The following is a 16,124-nucleotide window of genomic DNA, read 5'->3' on the forward strand; positions in this document are numbered from 1 at the left end:
TAACTCACCTCAAGCTACTTTCTAACCAGTATTATTTGTTAACGTTCAAGTCCCAAGCAGGAATTTCAGATGTTCCATATTGCTTTTCAATTTCTTTTTTAACTTCTGGAGTTTGGTATGATTTCACAACATCTTTATATGCTTGCTTGTCTTTATCAGATTTTCTAGCAGCAATAATGTTGATCCATCTCTTAGAATCTTTGTTGATTGGTTCAACATAAATGGCGCTCTTGTAATTTAAACCAGCTGATTGTGCAAAGTTAGTGTTAATAACAGCAGCATCAACATCAGCAAGTGAACGAGCAACTTGACTAGCATCTAACTCTTTGATCTTAATTTGTTTAGGATTTTTTGCAATAGAACTCAATGTTGCTTGTTTAGTCCCTGGTTTAAATGTAATCAATCCAGCATTTTTCAATACAAATAATGAACGTGATTCATTAGTAGCATCATTAGGAACTGCGATAGTTGCACCCTTCTTAAGGTCTTTAATGTTCTTAACTTTTTGTGAATATACTCGAATTGGTGTAATGAAGGTTTTTCCAATTGAAACTACCTTGTTACCGTTACTCTTATTCCAGTTATTCAAGAAATCGTAATGTTGGAATGAGTTCAAATCAATATTGTCGTTTACCAATGCTTTGTTGGGTTGGTTATAATCTGTAAACTTCTTGAACTGCAATGTGATCTTATACTTATCCTTTGCAACCTTAGCAACTTTGTTCCAGATTGCGTCATCTTGCTTAGTACCAGACATAACCCCAATGGTAACTGTCTTGGCATTGTTACTTGCACTACGACCAAAACTTAAATAACCAATTCCTAAAATAACGATAACTACGATTGCCCAAATAGTAATATTTCTTCCTCTACGACTCATCTTGAATTCCTCATTTCTATTTTTTAAATAAATTTAGTTTAGCGATGCGCTGACACGCTTCAGTGTATCTTGGTTCATCAATCAATAATCCGATCCGAACATATCCTTCGCCATTTTCACCAAATCCCGTTCCTGGAGCCACTGCAACGGCGGCTTTCTCCAGTAGCAAATCAGCAAATTTTTCACTGGTATAACCTTCTGGAACCGGCATCCAAGCATAAAAGGTTCCTTCAGATTTGTATGGCTCCCATCCAATTGATCTAGCGGCATTGAAAAACTGATCCCGTCGCTGTTCATATCGCGATACCAACTTAGTGACACTTTCCTGACTTTCATTTAATGCGGCTGTGGCGGCATCCTGGATGGCTGGAAAAACACTAACGAATAAATGATCCTGAATTAAATTAATTGCTTCTATAATATCTGAATTTCCAACTGCGAATCCAACCCGCCAGCCTGCCATATTATAAGTCTTTGAGAATGTGTACGTCTCTATACCAACGTCTTTAGCACCAGGAGTTTGGAGAAAACTGACTGGTCGATTACCATCAAAACCAATTGCTCCATATGCAAAATCTTGAACGATACTAACATTATTTTGTTTAGCAAAGTCCACAACATCTTGATAAAATTCTGGAGTTGCAATCGCCCCAGTAGGATTATTGGGATAATTTAGGTAAATCAGATTCCGCTTATCATGATCCACATCAATTTCCGTCAAATCTGGTAAATAATCATTTTCTGCATTGATTGCATAGAGATTTAACTTGGCGTTAGCCAAAGGTACTCCGGATAAATAATCTGGATAGCCTGGATCGGGTAAAAAGACATTATCTCCGGGATTTAATAACGCTAATGGTAATTCGACCAAAGCTGTTTTTGAACCACCAATAATTGCTACTTCAGTCTGAGGGTCTAATTGCACTCCGTATTCACGTTGATAAAAATCAGCAGCGGCTTGCTTTAATTCTTCTTTACCACGAAAAGGAGAATACTTGTGACTATTAGGATCAGCCGTCGCCTTTTGCATTGCTTCAACAATGTTTTTTGGGGTTGGCTGATCCGGATTTCCTTGACCCAGATTTATAACGTCAGCTCCAGAAGCAATCTTTTGATTGACCTTTTGTACCAAGCTAGCAAAAAATTGTTTCGGTAAATTATCTAACACTTGCGATTTTTGAATCTTCATCTAATTCCCCCTTTCTCTAATTCAAATCATAAAAAAAGTCCCTTTAGTTGCATAACAACTAAAGGGACGACGAAATCGTGGTACCACCCTGATTCACAGCTTGATTAAGTCAACCTGCCTCAACAGCACAATAATGCTAGGGATGGTAACGGATCCTGCCGTGACTACCGCGTTAACAATAATCCATTTATCAGAGCTCATCTTCATTTCACAGTGAACATTGGTTTGCACCTAATCCCAACTCTCTACAGAACACCATCGAAATTACTCTTCTCTTCATGACTTGTTTATTGAATTACTATAAATAATAACATTGTTTTCTAATAAATCAAGCGATTTTTTAATATTCATCCCACAATTGGTCGTGAACCGTTCGTGGAAGAAAAAAATTCATTAAATAATGTTCAAAACTTGAAAGACCCTCCCTATGAGTTTCTTTGCTATAATGAAGTTATTAAAGCTAAAGGAGAGTGACATTATGACAAAAACAATCACATTGAGAAACTTGCCGAAGACACTGACTCCAGATAAAGATGTTATCACCCTAAGCATCAACCTAAATAAATTGAAATATCAACAAGATGAGCGATTACACCTGAAGAGTGCTTTGACTGAAGTTAAGAAGTATGCTGAAGATAATTCAGATTTGAATTATTCAGATCTAGAAAAACAAATTTTTGATTTAATTGATGAAGATCTTCCTTATCAAGGCGTAACTTTATTTATTCAAGACACAAACTCTGAAATCTTGCTTCTACCAAGAACCACCGTTGATGATATTCACATTACTATCAGTAAATCGCCTGATTTACTTTCAATCCTACGGGAACAACCAAACAAGGTATATTATCTATTAGCTTTAGAGGGTTCTACATTCAGATTATTTAATGTTATCGACCAAACCATTTCACCAATCAAACTAAGCAAAGACGCCCCTACTGACTTAGTTGCAACGCTAGGATCAGAAAAACGTGGTGGTGAAATTAACTTTAGTGGCCAAGGTGGCTCAACTACTTATCATGGTCACAACGAAACCAGTAAAGAAAAACAAATTGATTTGGAACGTTACTATCGTGAAATCAATAAATACCTTAACCGAATCGTTGATTTAAAGACTCCTGTTATCTTGATGGGACTACCAAAGAACATCGCTTTGTTTAAGAAAATTGCAGACAAGTTATCAATTTCTGACATCAAAATCAGTAAAGCTCCAACTGACTTAACTGATACTCAAGTAGAAAAAGCCGCTCAAGGAGACATTGCTTCTCAAGAAATTGAATTAGTAAACAATAGTATTGCAGAATTAAGCAACAAACGTGTATTAACTGACACTGCTGAAATTAATGACGCAATCGATACTAATCAATTGAACCGCTTAATCATTAACGTCGGTAACTTGTCAGACTCAGTCGATACCAAGTTGTACAACGAGATCAATCAGATCATTATTCGTGCTTTGAAGATTGACAGTCAAGTTATGGTTCTTAAACAAGATGAACCTCAATCACCATCATTGATTGAAGGAACTACGTACTAGTTAATTAATCAAATAAAAACCATCTCTCATGTAAATTCTAACAACATGAAAGATGGTTTTTATTTATCTTTGTAAATCAGAATTGGTCAGAACCTTAACTGATGGTCGTTGATAATAGTAAAATTGCTTCATTGTTGAATCATATAGACACTGTTGTCCATAAACATCAAAAGCCCTTTTAATCGTAATGGTTTTTCCGGATTTAACCACAACCGCTTTATGTGGTAAAGCAACTGGTGCCATGCTTTTGGGATAGTGTGGACGATAATACTTGATTTTAGAAAAAGTGAACTTGATTGTTTTATTCGTTCCATTCTTAATTTTCATATTACGATACACGCGAACATAAACACTGGGCGAATTTTTTGCATCATAATGCCAATTACCAGAGAATTTTACCTTCCGCCTATCTTTACTTGATAGTTGATCATAATTAACTTGTGATACCTTTTTAGTGGCATAAATCGGTTGGATGGTCGTTAACGTTAAAGCTACTGTCATAACTGACATAGCAATGGCCTTTAAAATTTTCATGATATTATATTAACAAGTGAAACATTGGCATTCAATAGATTTAACTAAATTGTAAGGATGGTGTTACCATTTCTTAAGTTTAGTATTTGGAATAAAAAGGATATAATTATATTGAGGTGATTTAAATGAGAATCAAACAAATCCTAGTATCTGCTGGGGTAATTGTCGGCACACTAATGGCCGGTTCAACTTTTGCATCAGCTGCATCAAATTCTGTCTCAGCAAGCAAATCAAGTACTGTAGACACCACTCCTGCAGCCACGGTGACAAATCCCTATGCCTATTTCAAGGCACAAAAAACAGTTAAAGTTCCACTATCTGGAACTGATCAAACTGTTAAGATTAAGAAAAATACCATCGTCCCTGGTTACGTTTTTCAAGATGCTTTCAGAACACAACTTAGCATCAGGCTCAATCTAAGTTCATTGAGCTATCAAACTAGAAAATCATGGGGTAAAATTAGCAATAACACTAACTGGCAGCAAAGTGGAGCTACGGAACAAGCATCGTCATTTGTCGCTGTTGCTGCTCCTCAACAGATGCTTTTTACAAAAGTTAATGACTTACCGTTGACTGGGATGTTTTACGTTGGAACAAAAGCCAATGCGAACGGAACTACTAAATTAAAAAGCCGCTTAGTAATAACGACCGATGGTTATATTGAGCGTTACTATGACGCTTACCCACGAATGAGCTTTAAGCCGATGGCGACTGCAAAAATTAATAAAGTTGTCAGCAAAGGTTCAGTCGAATATCTTTATTATGCAAAACATATTAAGGGCGTAAAAGATAAGCATGTAGCAAAAAGTGGTAAGACGCAATATCAGTTAACAATTAAAAATCTAAATAAATCAACAAGTACAAAAGTGACGATTGATAACGATACATTTAATCAAACCTACTCAGTATTCACATTTGGTACTCAAAAATACTTTACTTTAGCTAATCAAGTAATTCTGTAAGACAACATAAATTGACTATTACGTGATTATCAGTTATATTCTAAAGACAAATTAAACACACAGTGCGCCACCGGGTGCAATCAACACAAACACATTACTAAACTTCGTTAGGTCAAAGAAGAAGTTTAGCGATGTGTTTTTTATTGGAGGAATTCATAATGGCATGGATTGATTTATTAATTGCAGGATTATTTGAAGTACTTTGGGCAACTACTCTGAAACTAAGTCACGGATTTACAAAATTAGGATTTTCAGTTGCAACCATCATCGGCCTAATACTGAGCTTTTACTTTTTAGCCAAGGCAACTAAAACATTGCCAATCAGTTTATCCTATCCAATCTGGACTGGAATTGGAGCTGTTGGTTCAATCTTGGCGGGTGTTTTCTTGTTTAAAGATAATCTGTCAATCACCACATGGTTATTCGTTGGCATGTTAATTATTGGAATCATCGGAATTAAAGTCACAAGTGGCCATTAATGATATAATGACAATATCATTTTTTAAAGGAGCGACAAAATGTCACTAAGCATCAAAAAATGTAACCTGAATGACCTCGATCAATTAACCGAGATTGCGATTGAAACATTCATCGATACGTTTTTACCAAATAATCGCCAAAGAGATATTGATCAATATGTGATGAACGCCTTTAATAGTTCTAAAATTACAGACGAAATGCATAATCCTAATTCGGCATTTTACTTTGTCTTTAAGGATAATGAACTCGCTGGATACTTAAAGATTAATTTTGATAACGCGCAAACAGAATCAATGGGATCCGAATATATGGAAGTTCAAAGAATTTATGTTCGTGAGAAATTCAAAGGTATGGGAGTCGGCACAGCAATGATGGAACGTGCCATTAAATTAGCTCGCCATAATAAAAAAGAAATGATCTGGCTTGGTGTTTGGGAGAAGAACATCAACGCCCAAAAATTTTATACTAAATGGGGATTTAAGAAAACTGGCACTCATGTTTTCTTAATGGGATCCACTCCTAATAATGACTGGATCATGACAAAAGTATTGGTCTAGTTAACATTAAACTAGCATTTACAGTATTAAAAAAGTTCCTTGAAATCAGTTGATTTCAAGGAACTTTTTGTTTTATTAATAATAAATAATTACTTGTTCATTGACATAAGTATTGGCAAATACTTTTCCCATAATCGATGGTGGATTATTCAAGCATCCGTGTGAATGATATTGGCTTCGATAATTTGGCTTACCATAAACATATGCTGGTTGCCAAGGTGAATCATGCAGCCCAACACCATCAGAAGTGATTGGCACCCAGTAATTTACTGGTGACGCGTACTTAGAGCCATCGTTGTTATTGCCTCGCAATGTGGCATGACGTTGCTTATAAAGCACGTAAAATGTCCCTTGTGGCGTCTTATTGCCACCAGTCACTGTCCCGGACATCACTGGTGTTTTTACCTTAAGCTTGCCATTAACATAGACATATTCCATCAAGTTCTTTAAATCTACTTCAACATGAGTTCGATTTACCTTCGATCGACCATACCCCATACCACTAACATAATTCTTTAAGTTGATAGTAGAATCAGACTTATGCTCAAGATTATCAAGAATGACTTTAGTCAATTTGGCACGGTTGATTTGCCAACCATATGTTCCTCCCTGGACGGTCATCACTGCACCAGAATGAACTTTCATTTTGTAAGGTTTACCTAGAGTGTCAACTTTGTTAGCGAGTTGATTAATCTTAGTGGTTAATTTATTTGAATCAAAATAATATTTTCCACGTTTAACCTGTGTAATCGTGTCAAGATAATTATTGGCTTTGAAATTTAAAGTTTTGTTATAAGTTTTTAAAGTAACTTCGTGATTAAGAATGCTTTGAAGCTTCTGCTTTTGTCCACGAATAAATTTACCATTGGGATTATCTATTTTTAAAACCTTTTTAGGCACCGCGATAACCAGATTGTGGCTAGCTTGATACTTAAATTGCTTAATCATCCATTTAGTATCTAATTTAGTTCCTTGAACTCCCCTATTCACAGTGACTTTGCCGTTAACCACGTTAACCTTCGTGTTTCTGGTGGGCTTGCGATTAAGGTTGATTTGAGCGATTTTTGCCTTAAATTCTGGTAACAAAGTTTGCCGACGCTTCTTTTCTTGATTAGAAATTGCAACTTTTGTAGTTAACTGTGGTTTAGAAAACATACTCATTGAACTTCGCTTGTTAAATAAACCGACCACTTCAGATTTATTGACATTAACAGAAGAGCCTTTGACCACCAAATCGTTCTTTCGATCTAATCCTGTGGTATTTAATTTTTTCGTTGCTTGAGCAACCGTCATTCCTGAAACATCAATTCCGTTGATGCTAGTCATCTTAAAATGATTGCGATAGTATCCCCAGATTCCTACGCCACCAATAATTGCAATGATCAATAAGCCAATATAAAAAACTTTAAATGAACGGCGCTTATTTGTCTTGCTATACTTATGTTGTCGCTTTTCCAATTTATCTACCTGCCTTATCTCTCCAAAGTGCACTGTTATATTCTAAACACAAATCCCATCATATGCTACTCATATAGACACTTTTACACATCTTTAATTAAATCTTCATGTTTACTGTAGTAAAATAAAGCTAAACTAATGGAGGATATTATGAAAGTCGAAATTAATCATGGTAAAGTAATTCGTGCTGCAGCTAGTTATGTCAGAATGAGTGTTTTTGTTATTGAAAGAAACATTGATATTCAAGATGAATTCGACGACAAAGATAACGATTCACTGACTTATGCAGTTATCTTTGATGGCAACCTTCCTGTCGCGACGGGCCGTTTTGAAAAAAATGATGACCACACTCTTCGTGTTGGCAGAGTTGCTACCCTTAAAAAATACCGTGGCCAACATTTAGGTGCGCAGATATTAACTGCTTTGGAAGACCATGCCAGAGATCTTGGAATGACCGGTTCGATTATTCATAGTGAACTCACCGCACAAAAATTCTATGAGCGAAATGGATATTCGGTAGCATCTGATATTTTCATTGAAGATGGCGTCGAGTGTGTAATTGTAAAAAAAGAATTATAAATTACTAGATAATATAATATATGCGAACCGCTAGTATCCTATATTGGATTATTAGCGGTTTTTTTAATAATCAACTTGTCGTATCACTTCGTTTTGAATTTACCGGTTTCAAAAGAAAAATGAGAATTTTTCAAATAATATGTACATATTTTTAAAACTTTGTTATGCTAACCTATGTTATATTTTATCACATGACATAGGAGGCGCACCATGAAACATAAAATCATCACTTTGCTTAGTATATTAACCCTTTTCACAACTTTTAGTATATTGTCATCGCAGAAAGATATTGATGCACATGCTGAAAGAACGTATCAAATTGGAACTGATGTTACATTTCCTCCCTTTGAATTTGCAAACAATCAAAATAAATATGTCGGAATCGATATGCACTTGATGAAAGCAATCGCAAAAGACCAAGGATTTAATGTTAAGATTAAGCCACTAGGATTCAATGCTGCTGTACAGGCATTGGAGTCAAATCAAATTGATGGTGTAATCGCTGGTATGTCTATTACTCCAGAACGACAAGCCAAATTCGATTTTTCTCATCCTTATTTTAAATCTGGTGTTGTTATGGCAACTAAACCAGGTAGAAACATCAAAAATTTGAAAGATCTAAGGGGACAAAAGGTTGCGGTAAAAACCGGAACGGCAGGAGCTGACTATGCCAATGGTCTTAAGAACAGATACGGTTTCAAAATCGTCACGTTTGATGATTCAAATAATATGTATGAAGATGTTTTAACAGGTAATTCTGCGGCTTGTTTTGAAGATTCTCCAGTTATGAAATACGCTATAAAGCAAGGAACTAACTTAGCAATCGTCACTAAACCAGCATTATCAGGAAGCTACGGTTTTGCCGTAGACCATGGTAAAAATAAAGCATTGTTAACCGCTTTTAATAAGGGATTAAATGATCTGAAGAAAAATGGTAAATATGATGATATCGTGAATAAGTATCTAGGAACCAAAGATCATCCTGTTAAAGCGCAAACGAACTCTTCTAGTAGAACATTTTTGGGATTATTAAAACAAAATCGTGGTGCCCTATTTAGCGGACTGATGGAGACACTTTGGTTAACGGTCGTCTCAATATTCTTCGCTACTATCTTTGGGATTATAATTGGATTGCTAGGAGTTGTTCCAAGCAAATTTAGCACTGGCTTCTCAACCACCATGATTTATATTTTTAGAGGATTACCATTATTAGTACTCGCCCTATTTATATATACAGGAATTCCTAGTTTGACCGGGACTAAAATACCAGCTTTTGTTGCTGGAGTTATCACTCTAACGTTTAATGAAGGTGCCTACATCGCTGCATTTGTTAAAGGTGGTATTCTGGCAGTTGATTCTGGACAGATGGAAGCCTCCCGTAGTTTAGGATTACCTTTTGGTAAATCAATGCGAAAAATTATTCTTCCACAAGGAATTCGGATCATGATTCCTTCCTTCATTAATCAATTTATCATCACACTGAAAGATACCTCAATCTTATCGATCATTGGATTACTAGAACTTACCCAAACCGGAAAAATTATTATCGCGCGAAACTTAGAAGGATTCAAAGTTTGGACAATTATCGCATTAATTTATCTAATTATAATCACTTTACTAACGTGGTTATCTAATTGGGTTCAAAGGAGAACAAATCTATGAAGAATTTAGATGAAGATATTAAATTACAAGTCACTAACTTAACTAAGGACTACGGTAGTAACCACGTATTAAAGGGTATTAATTTAACTGTAAAGAACAATGAAGTCGTCGTGATTATCGGGCCATCTGGTTCGGGTAAAAGTACATTTTTAAGGACACTGAACAAACTTGAAAGCCCCACTTCTGGATCTATAATCATCGACAAGGTTGATATTGCAAAAAAAGATACGGACATTAATGCTGTTAGAGAAAATATCGGTATGGTATTTCAGCATTTTAACCTTTTCAATAATCTGACAGTCGGCGAAAATATCATGTTAGCTCCTGTTGAGTTAAAAAAGGAAAACGCCAAAGAGGCTACTGAGCACGCCACCAAGTTATTAAAAATGGTTGGTCTTGAAGAAAAATTTGATGCTAAGATTCAATCACTATCAGGTGGTCAACAACAACGTGTAGCCATTGCAAGAGCCTTAGCGATGAACCCTAATATTATGTTATTCGATGAGCCAACCTCTGCTCTAGATCCTGAAATGGTTGGAGATGTTTTGGGTGTAATGAAAAATTTAGCTAAACAAGGTATGACAATGGTCGTCGTTACTCATGAGATGGGCTTTGCTAAGGAAGTTGCTGATCGCGTCGTTTTCGTTGATGATGGTCAGATTCTTGAAGAAGGAACCCCGGAACAAATATTCAATCATCCACAAAATGGTCGTTTGCAAAGTTTCTTAGATAAAATCATAAACGTTTAATGCCACTTTAATCACTAAATCTGTTATTCAGTAAAGGTTCCCCCTTTTGCTGGTAACGGATTTTTTATTCTATGAGCTTAAGTGAATCAAGAGCCAGAGACAATAACGTCTAGGAACCAGCAGCCTTCACTCAATAATCACCACAATCAAAGGACAACAAAACCATTGATACACTTATTAAGCTAATTGATTAATAAGAATCATAGGCAGTGTATTTACCATATTTATAGACAAGTGGGACGGAGAATTAATAGCCAAATAACCAAACAAGCTATGTATTGTATCTCCTTTTAAAAGCATAAGAAAAGGAACGTTGATATATATCAACGTTCCTTATTTCATAACAAACTCTGTATTGTAGCTGTATACCGGAGGTGGGTACTCTTGTTTGTTTATATAACTGGGATACAGACCAAAAGTGTCAAAAAAGTGTCAACAAAACTTTTGTTTTATATTTTTTCGCAGTTTTTTCAATGAATTTCACAAACTTTCACGTAATTAATAATGTACCTAAAACAGAAGGAGAATTTAATTTATGGATAATAATCAACAGTATTTAGAAAACATGGCAAATATGATTAATTCACTCTTAACCTCAGATTATAAATTTGAAGATTCAAAAGTGTCTATTTGGTTATCAAGAACAAACGAATTACATTTTATGAGCGCTGGATATCATAAGTGGATCGACAATCAAAATGAAGATGATTTTAAGTCTGCCGTTAACAATTATTTAACTGTCTAAATGTTATGTAATAAAAGTAAGGTTTTAACGTTGATATGACGGCGTTAATCCCTTGCTTTTTTAGTTTAAAACCAAACTTTTTGAACAAAAAGCTTCTATTATATATGTCTGTTACGTACATTGGAAGATTTCACATCTCATCCTTAGCTTTTTCCTTTTGGATTGGCTCGCCATTGGATGGCCACAAGTCTCCTACGAATCCACGATAAACCCGGGTGAAGTGATAATACTTGTCGAAAGCGTTAAGCATATCTTCGAGTTCTTTTAAGTTTGAGTCAAGCATATGGAGTACGGGACTGATCAATTGACTGCCAACTTTAAAAAAACGGCATTTTTTCAAATCCTGATTTAAGTTAGAACCATATACTTGAAAATTACTTTAATATTAAAAAAGATAAAAAAAGCGCCCACCTCCGAAGAGATGAGCGCCTTTAAGTCTTTTTTCCTGTTTTACATCTTTTGATCGTTTTTGTAAACTTTGTGATTTATGCACATAATATAAAAAGGCGCCCACCTCGTAATGAGATGAGTGCCTTTAGCAATTACTATAAGATATTATTTGTTAAAAAGAGTACCACCAATGATACCTGTTTGTTTTCCTATAAGGCCATAATCAGGTTTATTAACTGCTTCTTGAATCATTTCAAGCGACTTCTTTCCTGATTTTGAAAGTTTGACCGGTTTTTGTAAATCTCCATTTTTCCAAGCGATGTAAGGACCGTAACTCACATTTTTGTTGGCAGTGAAATACCAAGGACCATTTTCTGAACGTTGATCAAGATATCCACCAAAGAAACCGCCAATAATTACTTCAATATGTTTCATTCCACTATGGCTGTCATAATCGCCTAATTTAACTGTCATATCTAAGTCCATTATTGTGCACCACCCTTTCGATTTATAACCTACTCCAGCGTAACACATAATCACGTTAAGCGTTTACATTCCTATAATTAAAAATGCGCCCACCTCCGAAGAAGTGAGCGCATTTTTGTGTAGAACAGAAATTATTCCTGATATTTATTTTGTTATTGTACTACTATTTCACTGCTTTAATAAACTTTACGTATGATTTGTTTGCCGTGATGTAACCCACTGCAGTTTTGAAGCGATAAATCTTACCATACTTCTTAGGCTTAGCATAGAAACGACTTCCTTTAGTAAGCCGAACAGAACGTTTTTGTTGGGCCTTGATATCTTTGTACGCATTGACTTGCTTAACGGTTACTTCGTACAAACCTTTTGTCTTATAGTACTCAGGCTTATTAGAAGTTGTTGGTGTGCTAACACCATCTAAACCATTCTTTAAGTCTTTAGCAAATTGAGCTTTAGAGATACCCCATTTTGATAGGTATCCATACGGGTCAACGTGATCACCACCAAAATTCTTAGTAACCCATTTATGCGACTTAATCCCTGGTGTACCTTGACCGCCAGCATCTAGCGTCAAAGGAATATTATATTTGTTCGCATAATATCTCAATAGCCAGATATATCTCTTATAAGATTCGTTGAACCGTGCTTGTGAGTCAACATGCGCTAGTTCGACCTGCATTGGTGCGTAAGGGTTAGCATCAAGTGCACCCCAGGCAACGTAACCAGGTTCACCAACTTGGTAGATGGCTTGGTCATCAACGATGAAATGCGTATAAGCAGCTTCGAAGTGTGACTTCATATAACTCGCCTCGTTATGAGCCGAACCCTTACCTTTGTTATTGTCGTTACCGGTATCATGAGCAATAATAAATCGCTTAACAGCAGTTCTTCCGTCACCTTCATTACCTGAGAGAGCAAACGTCTTGTTAATTGAGTATCCCATTACTTAGTACCTCCAATTTGCTTGAAACCCTTGAAACCGTCAAATAATCCACAGGTGAAACCACCGACTAGTAAGCCCATAACTCCACTGGCTACGTAGTTACTATCACCAGTAGCAGCAACTGCAACGATACCTGCAATCACGCCGACAAACATGGCAATCCAAGGCAGGTAATGATTGCCTAATGAAGTCGTCTTAAATGCCTGCGTGATACAAAAAACGACCAAAACTGTAATCATCAGTTCGGCCGTTGATCCTAAGTTTAATTCTTGGATTAAATCCATTATCGTTCCTTCTTTCTTAATTCATCTAATTCTTTCTGTAATTTGTCCGCTCTCTTGTCAGCATGCTCAGCACGATCCTTCATCTCAAAATATAAAGTCATCCAAGAGTTAACATCATCTTGTTCGATTTGATGGATGGATTTTTTACGGGATAAATAAAATGTATATGCTCCTGCTAATATGGTTGGAATGATTGTCAAAAGCTGTTTGATAAGATCATTGCTCACTGGAATCACTCCGATCTGCCGTAGTGAAAATCATTGCAGTTAGAGCTAAATTTGAAATCCATGGCATATAATCGCTTCCCGCAAAAATAAAATTCAGGAATTGATAAACTGACAAGAATGCCATGAGCAAAGTAGCAATTGTGAGTAGAACAGAATTTAAATGTGGCGAGTGATGCTTTGACATAACCCACCAGGCAATTGCTAACCCACAGATTAAATATAGTCCGCCAAATAAATCATCATTAGCTAACGGTGTAGCCATTGGTGGCCACTGAAAGTAATGATCATGAGCAATCAAGTAGATACCGATGCCAATCAGTGCGGTACCAATTATGAGGTGGTCAGCGTATTTTTTTAGTCTACAAAGCAACGTCATTCCACCCCCTTTCTATTATTTTTGTGTAAAAATAAATTCACTTAATTCTGTTTCTTAATAAATGAAATATTTTAAGATTTATATAGTTCAATGATGAACAATTAAAATAGGTTGTACTAAATGCCAGCAATTCAATAGAAATTCATATAAATAAGCACTTATCATTCATCAGGCGTTAAATTTGAACGTTATAAAAGTGAATGATAAATTTATATTGTTCCAAATTACACAAGGAGGCTTCACTTATGAAAAAATCATTTAATATTGTATTAGGTACAGCTGCTATTTTAGGTGGTCTTGCATTTGGAAGCGCAATCCCAGTAAATGCTGCGACTACAGATATATCATCCGTGGTTAAGCATGAGATAAAAACATCAACCGTTAATGAATCAGAAGATAATTTGATGCAAAATGGTGATTTTAGTCAAGGCCTTGATTCATGGATATCAGGAGGCTTTGGTGGTGGTGCCGTTTCAGTAAAAACTGATGAAAACGGTAATTACGCGGAACTTACCAATCCTGTACCTGATTCTGGAGCCGCTCTAGGACAAGATATATCAACTGCTCCATTAAAAAAATATCAAATGAGTTTCGAATATAAAGGTACTAGCTCAAGCCAATTATTATTTGAACCAATTGTTCATACTCCAATTGGGGACATACCAGGTGAAGGCACTTTTATTAAACTTACAAACCAATCCGGCAAATGGGTTAAACACACTCAATCATATTCTGTTCCTGCAAATGGTGCCATCGGTAGCTGGAATGTTTTAGAGACAGGATTTGTTACAGGTAGCAAAGGAACTCCCGCAAGTGAAACTCCTATGGCAGTTAGAAACGTTAAATTAACCGAAGTAAAATAATCAAGCCAAAAATAGTTTATGTAAAAAGCCGCTTTGTTTTATCTAGGCGGCTTTTTATTATTCTATTCAACTGGCTTGTAATCTTGTCCGGTAATTTCTTTATATTGTTCTGGTGTAATTGACCAAGGCACCATGAATGAAATATCCATACCCCATGATGCATAAATTTTAGCGTCATCAATGTTTGGCGAAGTGAATAATGTGTTTTCCATAATTATGCACCTTCCTTTTCTGTAGTATCAGTAGTAGCAGTTGTTTGAGAAGCTCCAGTGATAGCCTTTTGTAATTCTAGAATTTGTTTCTGCAGTGATAAAAATTGTACTTGGAATTGCTTATTAGTATTTGTGAACTGAGTTTTTGCATCATTTTGGGCGTCAATAGCATATTTCAATGATGATTGTAGGCCATTAATATTGCTCGTTTGTTGAGTAATTTGATCTTGTTGCTGATTAATTGTATTAACCAACGTGTCTATTGAGATATCTGGCAAGTTTCCTGGTGCTTGTAGTCTGCCGTCATCATCTACCCGATACTTGTCGTAGTAGCGTAAGAAATATTCCTTATCCGTTTCTGCTACTTCGACCTTTGTATACCCGTCTTTGGGTTCCAGTTCTGGTAAAACATCGACGAAACCTTTGTCGTCTTTTGTAATGTAATAATCCATTGTGTTTCCTCCTTGTTTATAGCCTAGTAGGCTGTAATTGAATCAATAACAAATCCTGCATATTCACCTGCATATCCACCAGCTGCAATTGAGTTGGTGTATGTACCATTACTTTGCCCACCTTTGAAAGTAAAAATAAGGTTTCCACTAGACAATTTAACCGACAGATTGACATCTGCATAAGAAGCACCAATCATTTGGCCACTAAATATTTCGATGTCCATACCGGATTGCAATTGTTCTTTAGTTAGGTAGAAAGGCGAATACTTGTTCAAAGTGAAATTACTAGAGTTAAGTGGTGTTTCAGTATAATTGTAAAATGCCGTTGATGATCCCTGTACTGCCCAAATCCATTTGCTAATTTCAATACAAATGCCATTTTTTAACTTTTTAATATCAACTATCGGAATACCATTGTTAGTTTTCCAGTTGTAAATACCTACACCTGTCCAACCGGTGCCGTAACCATTAATAACAAACGGATAATGTTCAACTACCATTTTGCCCACTGGTAACTTGCCGTCCCAAATTGACGTTTGATGAAATCTTGCTCCCATGA

General features: G+C 35.9%; 21 protein-coding genes. 9 read left to right on the forward strand and 12 right to left on the reverse strand.

Annotation, left to right across the window (positions count from 1 at the left end):
- Positions 1–31: 31 nt before the first annotated feature.
- Together O0236_RS07080 and O0236_RS07085 are read right to left on the reverse strand one after the other, a co-directional pair.
- On the reverse strand, positions 32–880 hold the full coding sequence (locus tag O0236_RS07080; protein ID WP_268913928.1) for a MetQ/NlpA family ABC transporter substrate-binding protein: 849 nt from the start codon (positions 878–880) through the stop codon (positions 32–34).
- Positions 881–896: 16 nt separating this feature from the next.
- Positions 897–2,069: a pyridoxal phosphate-dependent aminotransferase gene (locus O0236_RS07085; protein ID WP_268913927.1), complete on the reverse strand. Its 1,173-nt coding sequence runs from the start codon at positions 2,067–2,069 to the stop codon at positions 897–899.
- Positions 2,070–2,547: 478 nt separating this feature from the next.
- Here O0236_RS07085 and O0236_RS07090 point away from each other — a divergent pair, with 478 nt between their 5' ends.
- On the forward strand, positions 2,548–3,606 hold the full coding sequence (locus O0236_RS07090; RefSeq protein WP_268913926.1) for a hypothetical protein: 1,059 nt from the start codon (positions 2,548–2,550) through the stop codon (positions 3,604–3,606).
- Between the two features lie 63 nt (positions 3,607–3,669).
- On the opposite strand, the gene O0236_RS07095 is transcribed toward O0236_RS07090, so the two are convergent.
- On the reverse strand, positions 3,670–4,116 hold the full coding sequence (locus tag O0236_RS07095; RefSeq protein WP_268913925.1) for a hypothetical protein: 447 nt from the start codon (positions 4,114–4,116) through the stop codon (positions 3,670–3,672).
- Positions 4,117–4,265: 149 nt separating this feature from the next.
- Between O0236_RS07095 and O0236_RS07100 the strand changes: the two genes are divergently transcribed.
- The 3 genes from O0236_RS07100 (at position 4,266) to O0236_RS07110 (ending at position 6,139) form a co-directional block, all read left to right on the forward strand.
- Entirely contained in the window at positions 4,266–5,102 is an 837-nt protein-coding gene (locus O0236_RS07100; RefSeq protein ID WP_268913924.1) for a hypothetical protein, read from the forward strand.
- Positions 5,103–5,260: 158 nt separating this feature from the next.
- Positions 5,261–5,581, forward strand: a complete 321-nt coding sequence (locus O0236_RS07105) for a DMT family transporter (RefSeq protein WP_268913923.1) — start codon at positions 5,261–5,263, stop codon at positions 5,579–5,581.
- A 39-nt stretch (positions 5,582–5,620) separates the two neighbouring features.
- Positions 5,621–6,139 (forward strand): GNAT family N-acetyltransferase, encoded by a 519-nt coding sequence (locus O0236_RS07110; protein ID WP_268913922.1) that lies wholly within the window; start codon positions 5,621–5,623, stop codon positions 6,137–6,139.
- Between the two features lie 75 nt (positions 6,140–6,214).
- Here the strand turns inward: O0236_RS07110 and O0236_RS07115 are convergent, their stop codons facing one another.
- Positions 6,215–7,597: a L,D-transpeptidase family protein gene (locus O0236_RS07115; protein WP_268913921.1), complete on the reverse strand. Its 1,383-nt coding sequence runs from the start codon at positions 7,595–7,597 to the stop codon at positions 6,215–6,217.
- 150 nt (positions 7,598–7,747) lie between these two features.
- On the opposite strand from O0236_RS07115, the gene O0236_RS07120 reads away from it, so the two are divergent.
- The 4 genes from O0236_RS07120 (at position 7,748) to O0236_RS07135 (ending at position 11,332) form a co-directional block, all read left to right on the forward strand.
- On the forward strand, positions 7,748–8,176 hold the full coding sequence (locus O0236_RS07120; protein ID WP_268913920.1) for a GNAT family N-acetyltransferase: 429 nt from the start codon (positions 7,748–7,750) through the stop codon (positions 8,174–8,176).
- A 210-nt stretch (positions 8,177–8,386) separates the two neighbouring features.
- Entirely contained in the window at positions 8,387–9,838 is a 1,452-nt protein-coding gene (locus O0236_RS07125) for an amino acid ABC transporter substrate-binding protein/permease (protein ID WP_268913919.1), read from the forward strand.
- Entirely contained in the window at positions 9,835–10,587 is a 753-nt protein-coding gene (locus O0236_RS07130) for an amino acid ABC transporter ATP-binding protein (protein WP_268913918.1), read from the forward strand. Before O0236_RS07125 ends, O0236_RS07130 begins: the two co-directional genes overlap by 4 nt.
- Positions 10,588–11,122: 535 nt before the next feature.
- On the forward strand, positions 11,123–11,332 hold the full coding sequence (locus O0236_RS07135) for a hypothetical protein (RefSeq protein ID WP_268914165.1): 210 nt from the start codon (positions 11,123–11,125) through the stop codon (positions 11,330–11,332).
- A 555-nt stretch (positions 11,333–11,887) separates the two neighbouring features.
- Here O0236_RS07135 and O0236_RS07140 read toward each other — a convergent pair.
- The 5 genes from O0236_RS07140 to O0236_RS07160 form a co-directional block, all read right to left on the reverse strand.
- A complete protein-coding gene (locus tag O0236_RS07140; RefSeq protein ID WP_268914164.1) occupies positions 11,888–12,208 on the reverse strand; it encodes a hypothetical protein in 321 nt (106 codons plus the stop codon).
- A 163-nt stretch (positions 12,209–12,371) separates the two neighbouring features.
- Positions 12,372–13,151, reverse strand: a complete 780-nt coding sequence (locus O0236_RS07145; protein ID WP_268914162.1) for an N-acetylmuramoyl-L-alanine amidase — start codon at positions 13,149–13,151, stop codon at positions 12,372–12,374.
- Positions 13,151–13,435 (reverse strand): holin, encoded by a 285-nt coding sequence (locus tag O0236_RS07150; protein WP_268914161.1) that lies wholly within the window; start codon positions 13,433–13,435, stop codon positions 13,151–13,153. The genes O0236_RS07145 and O0236_RS07150 overlap by 1 nt, the downstream gene beginning before the upstream one ends.
- Positions 13,435–13,662: a hypothetical protein gene (locus tag O0236_RS07155; RefSeq protein ID WP_268914160.1), complete on the reverse strand. Its 228-nt coding sequence runs from the start codon at positions 13,660–13,662 to the stop codon at positions 13,435–13,437. The genes O0236_RS07150 and O0236_RS07155 overlap by 1 nt, the downstream gene beginning before the upstream one ends.
- A complete protein-coding gene (locus O0236_RS07160; protein ID WP_372791168.1) occupies positions 13,652–14,038 on the reverse strand; it encodes a hypothetical protein in 387 nt (128 codons plus the stop codon). The genes O0236_RS07155 and O0236_RS07160 overlap by 11 nt, the downstream gene beginning before the upstream one ends.
- 245 nt (positions 14,039–14,283) lie before the next feature.
- Here O0236_RS07160 and O0236_RS07165 point away from each other — a divergent pair, with 245 nt between their 5' ends.
- Positions 14,284–14,901, forward strand: coding sequence for a carbohydrate binding domain-containing protein (locus O0236_RS07165; RefSeq protein WP_268914157.1), 618 nt, complete (start codon positions 14,284–14,286; stop codon positions 14,899–14,901).
- A gap of 62 nt (positions 14,902–14,963) precedes the next feature.
- On the opposite strand, the gene O0236_RS07170 is transcribed toward O0236_RS07165, so the two are convergent.
- The 3 genes from O0236_RS07170 to O0236_RS07180 are packed head-to-tail and all read right to left on the reverse strand — an operon-like array spanning position 14,964 to position 16,122.
- Positions 14,964–15,113 (reverse strand): XkdX family protein, encoded by a 150-nt coding sequence (locus O0236_RS07170; protein ID WP_268914156.1) that lies wholly within the window; start codon positions 15,111–15,113, stop codon positions 14,964–14,966.
- Between the two features lie 2 nt (positions 15,114–15,115).
- Complete coding sequence (locus O0236_RS07175) at positions 15,116–15,565, reverse strand: hypothetical protein (RefSeq protein ID WP_268914155.1); 450 nt, start codon at positions 15,563–15,565, stop codon at positions 15,116–15,118.
- A 23-nt stretch (positions 15,566–15,588) separates the two neighbouring features.
- Positions 15,589–16,122: a hypothetical protein gene (locus O0236_RS07180; RefSeq protein WP_268914154.1), complete on the reverse strand. Its 534-nt coding sequence runs from the start codon at positions 16,120–16,122 to the stop codon at positions 15,589–15,591.
- Positions 16,123–16,124 lie beyond the last annotated feature (2 nt).

This window comes from Lentilactobacillus sp. SPB1-3 (genome assembly GCF_026913205.2).
Lineage (GTDB): Bacteria > Bacillota > Bacilli > Lactobacillales > Lactobacillaceae > Lentilactobacillus > Lentilactobacillus terminaliae.

Excerpts from the sequence above, each read along its gene's own strand:
- O0236_RS07080 (WP_268913928.1), bottom strand. The coding sequence starts at position 880 with ATGAGTCGTAGAGGAAGAAATATTACTATTTGGGCAATCGTAGTTATC.
- O0236_RS07085 (WP_268913927.1), bottom strand. The coding sequence starts at position 2,069 with ATGAAGATTCAAAAATCGCAAGTGTTAGATAATTTACCGAAACAATTT.
- O0236_RS07090 (WP_268913926.1), top strand. The coding sequence starts at position 2,548 with ATGACAAAAACAATCACATTGAGAAACTTGCCGAAGACACTGACTCCA.
- O0236_RS07095 (WP_268913925.1), bottom strand. The coding sequence starts at position 4,116 with ATGTCAGTTATGACAGTAGCTTTAACGTTAACGACCATCCAACCGATT.
- O0236_RS07100 (WP_268913924.1), top strand. The coding sequence starts at position 4,266 with ATGAGAATCAAACAAATCCTAGTATCTGCTGGGGTAATTGTCGGCACA.
- O0236_RS07105 (WP_268913923.1), top strand. The coding sequence starts at position 5,261 with ATGGCATGGATTGATTTATTAATTGCAGGATTATTTGAAGTACTTTGG.
- O0236_RS07110 (WP_268913922.1), top strand. The coding sequence starts at position 5,621 with ATGTCACTAAGCATCAAAAAATGTAACCTGAATGACCTCGATCAATTA.
- O0236_RS07120 (WP_268913920.1), top strand. The coding sequence starts at position 7,748 with ATGAAAGTCGAAATTAATCATGGTAAAGTAATTCGTGCTGCAGCTAGT.
- O0236_RS07125 (WP_268913919.1), top strand. The coding sequence starts at position 8,387 with ATGAAACATAAAATCATCACTTTGCTTAGTATATTAACCCTTTTCACA.
- O0236_RS07130 (WP_268913918.1), top strand. The coding sequence starts at position 9,835 with ATGAAGAATTTAGATGAAGATATTAAATTACAAGTCACTAACTTAACT.
- O0236_RS07135 (WP_268914165.1), top strand. The coding sequence starts at position 11,123 with ATGGATAATAATCAACAGTATTTAGAAAACATGGCAAATATGATTAAT.
- O0236_RS07140 (WP_268914164.1), bottom strand. The coding sequence starts at position 12,208 with ATGGACTTAGATATGACAGTTAAATTAGGCGATTATGACAGCCATAGT.
- O0236_RS07145 (WP_268914162.1), bottom strand. The coding sequence starts at position 13,151 with ATGGGATACTCAATTAACAAGACGTTTGCTCTCTCAGGTAATGAAGGT.
- O0236_RS07150 (WP_268914161.1), bottom strand. The coding sequence starts at position 13,435 with ATGGATTTAATCCAAGAATTAAACTTAGGATCAACGGCCGAACTGATG.
- O0236_RS07160 (WP_372791168.1), bottom strand. The coding sequence starts at position 14,038 with ATGACGTTGCTTTGTAGACTAAAAAAATACGCTGACCACCTCATAATT.
- O0236_RS07165 (WP_268914157.1), top strand. The coding sequence starts at position 14,284 with ATGAAAAAATCATTTAATATTGTATTAGGTACAGCTGCTATTTTAGGT.
- O0236_RS07170 (WP_268914156.1), bottom strand. The coding sequence starts at position 15,113 with ATGGAAAACACATTATTCACTTCGCCAAACATTGATGACGCTAAAATT.
- O0236_RS07175 (WP_268914155.1), bottom strand. The coding sequence starts at position 15,565 with ATGGATTATTACATTACAAAAGACGACAAAGGTTTCGTCGATGTTTTA.
- O0236_RS07180 (WP_268914154.1), bottom strand. The coding sequence starts at position 16,122 with ATGGGAGCAAGATTTCATCAAACGTCAATTTGGGACGGCAAGTTACCA.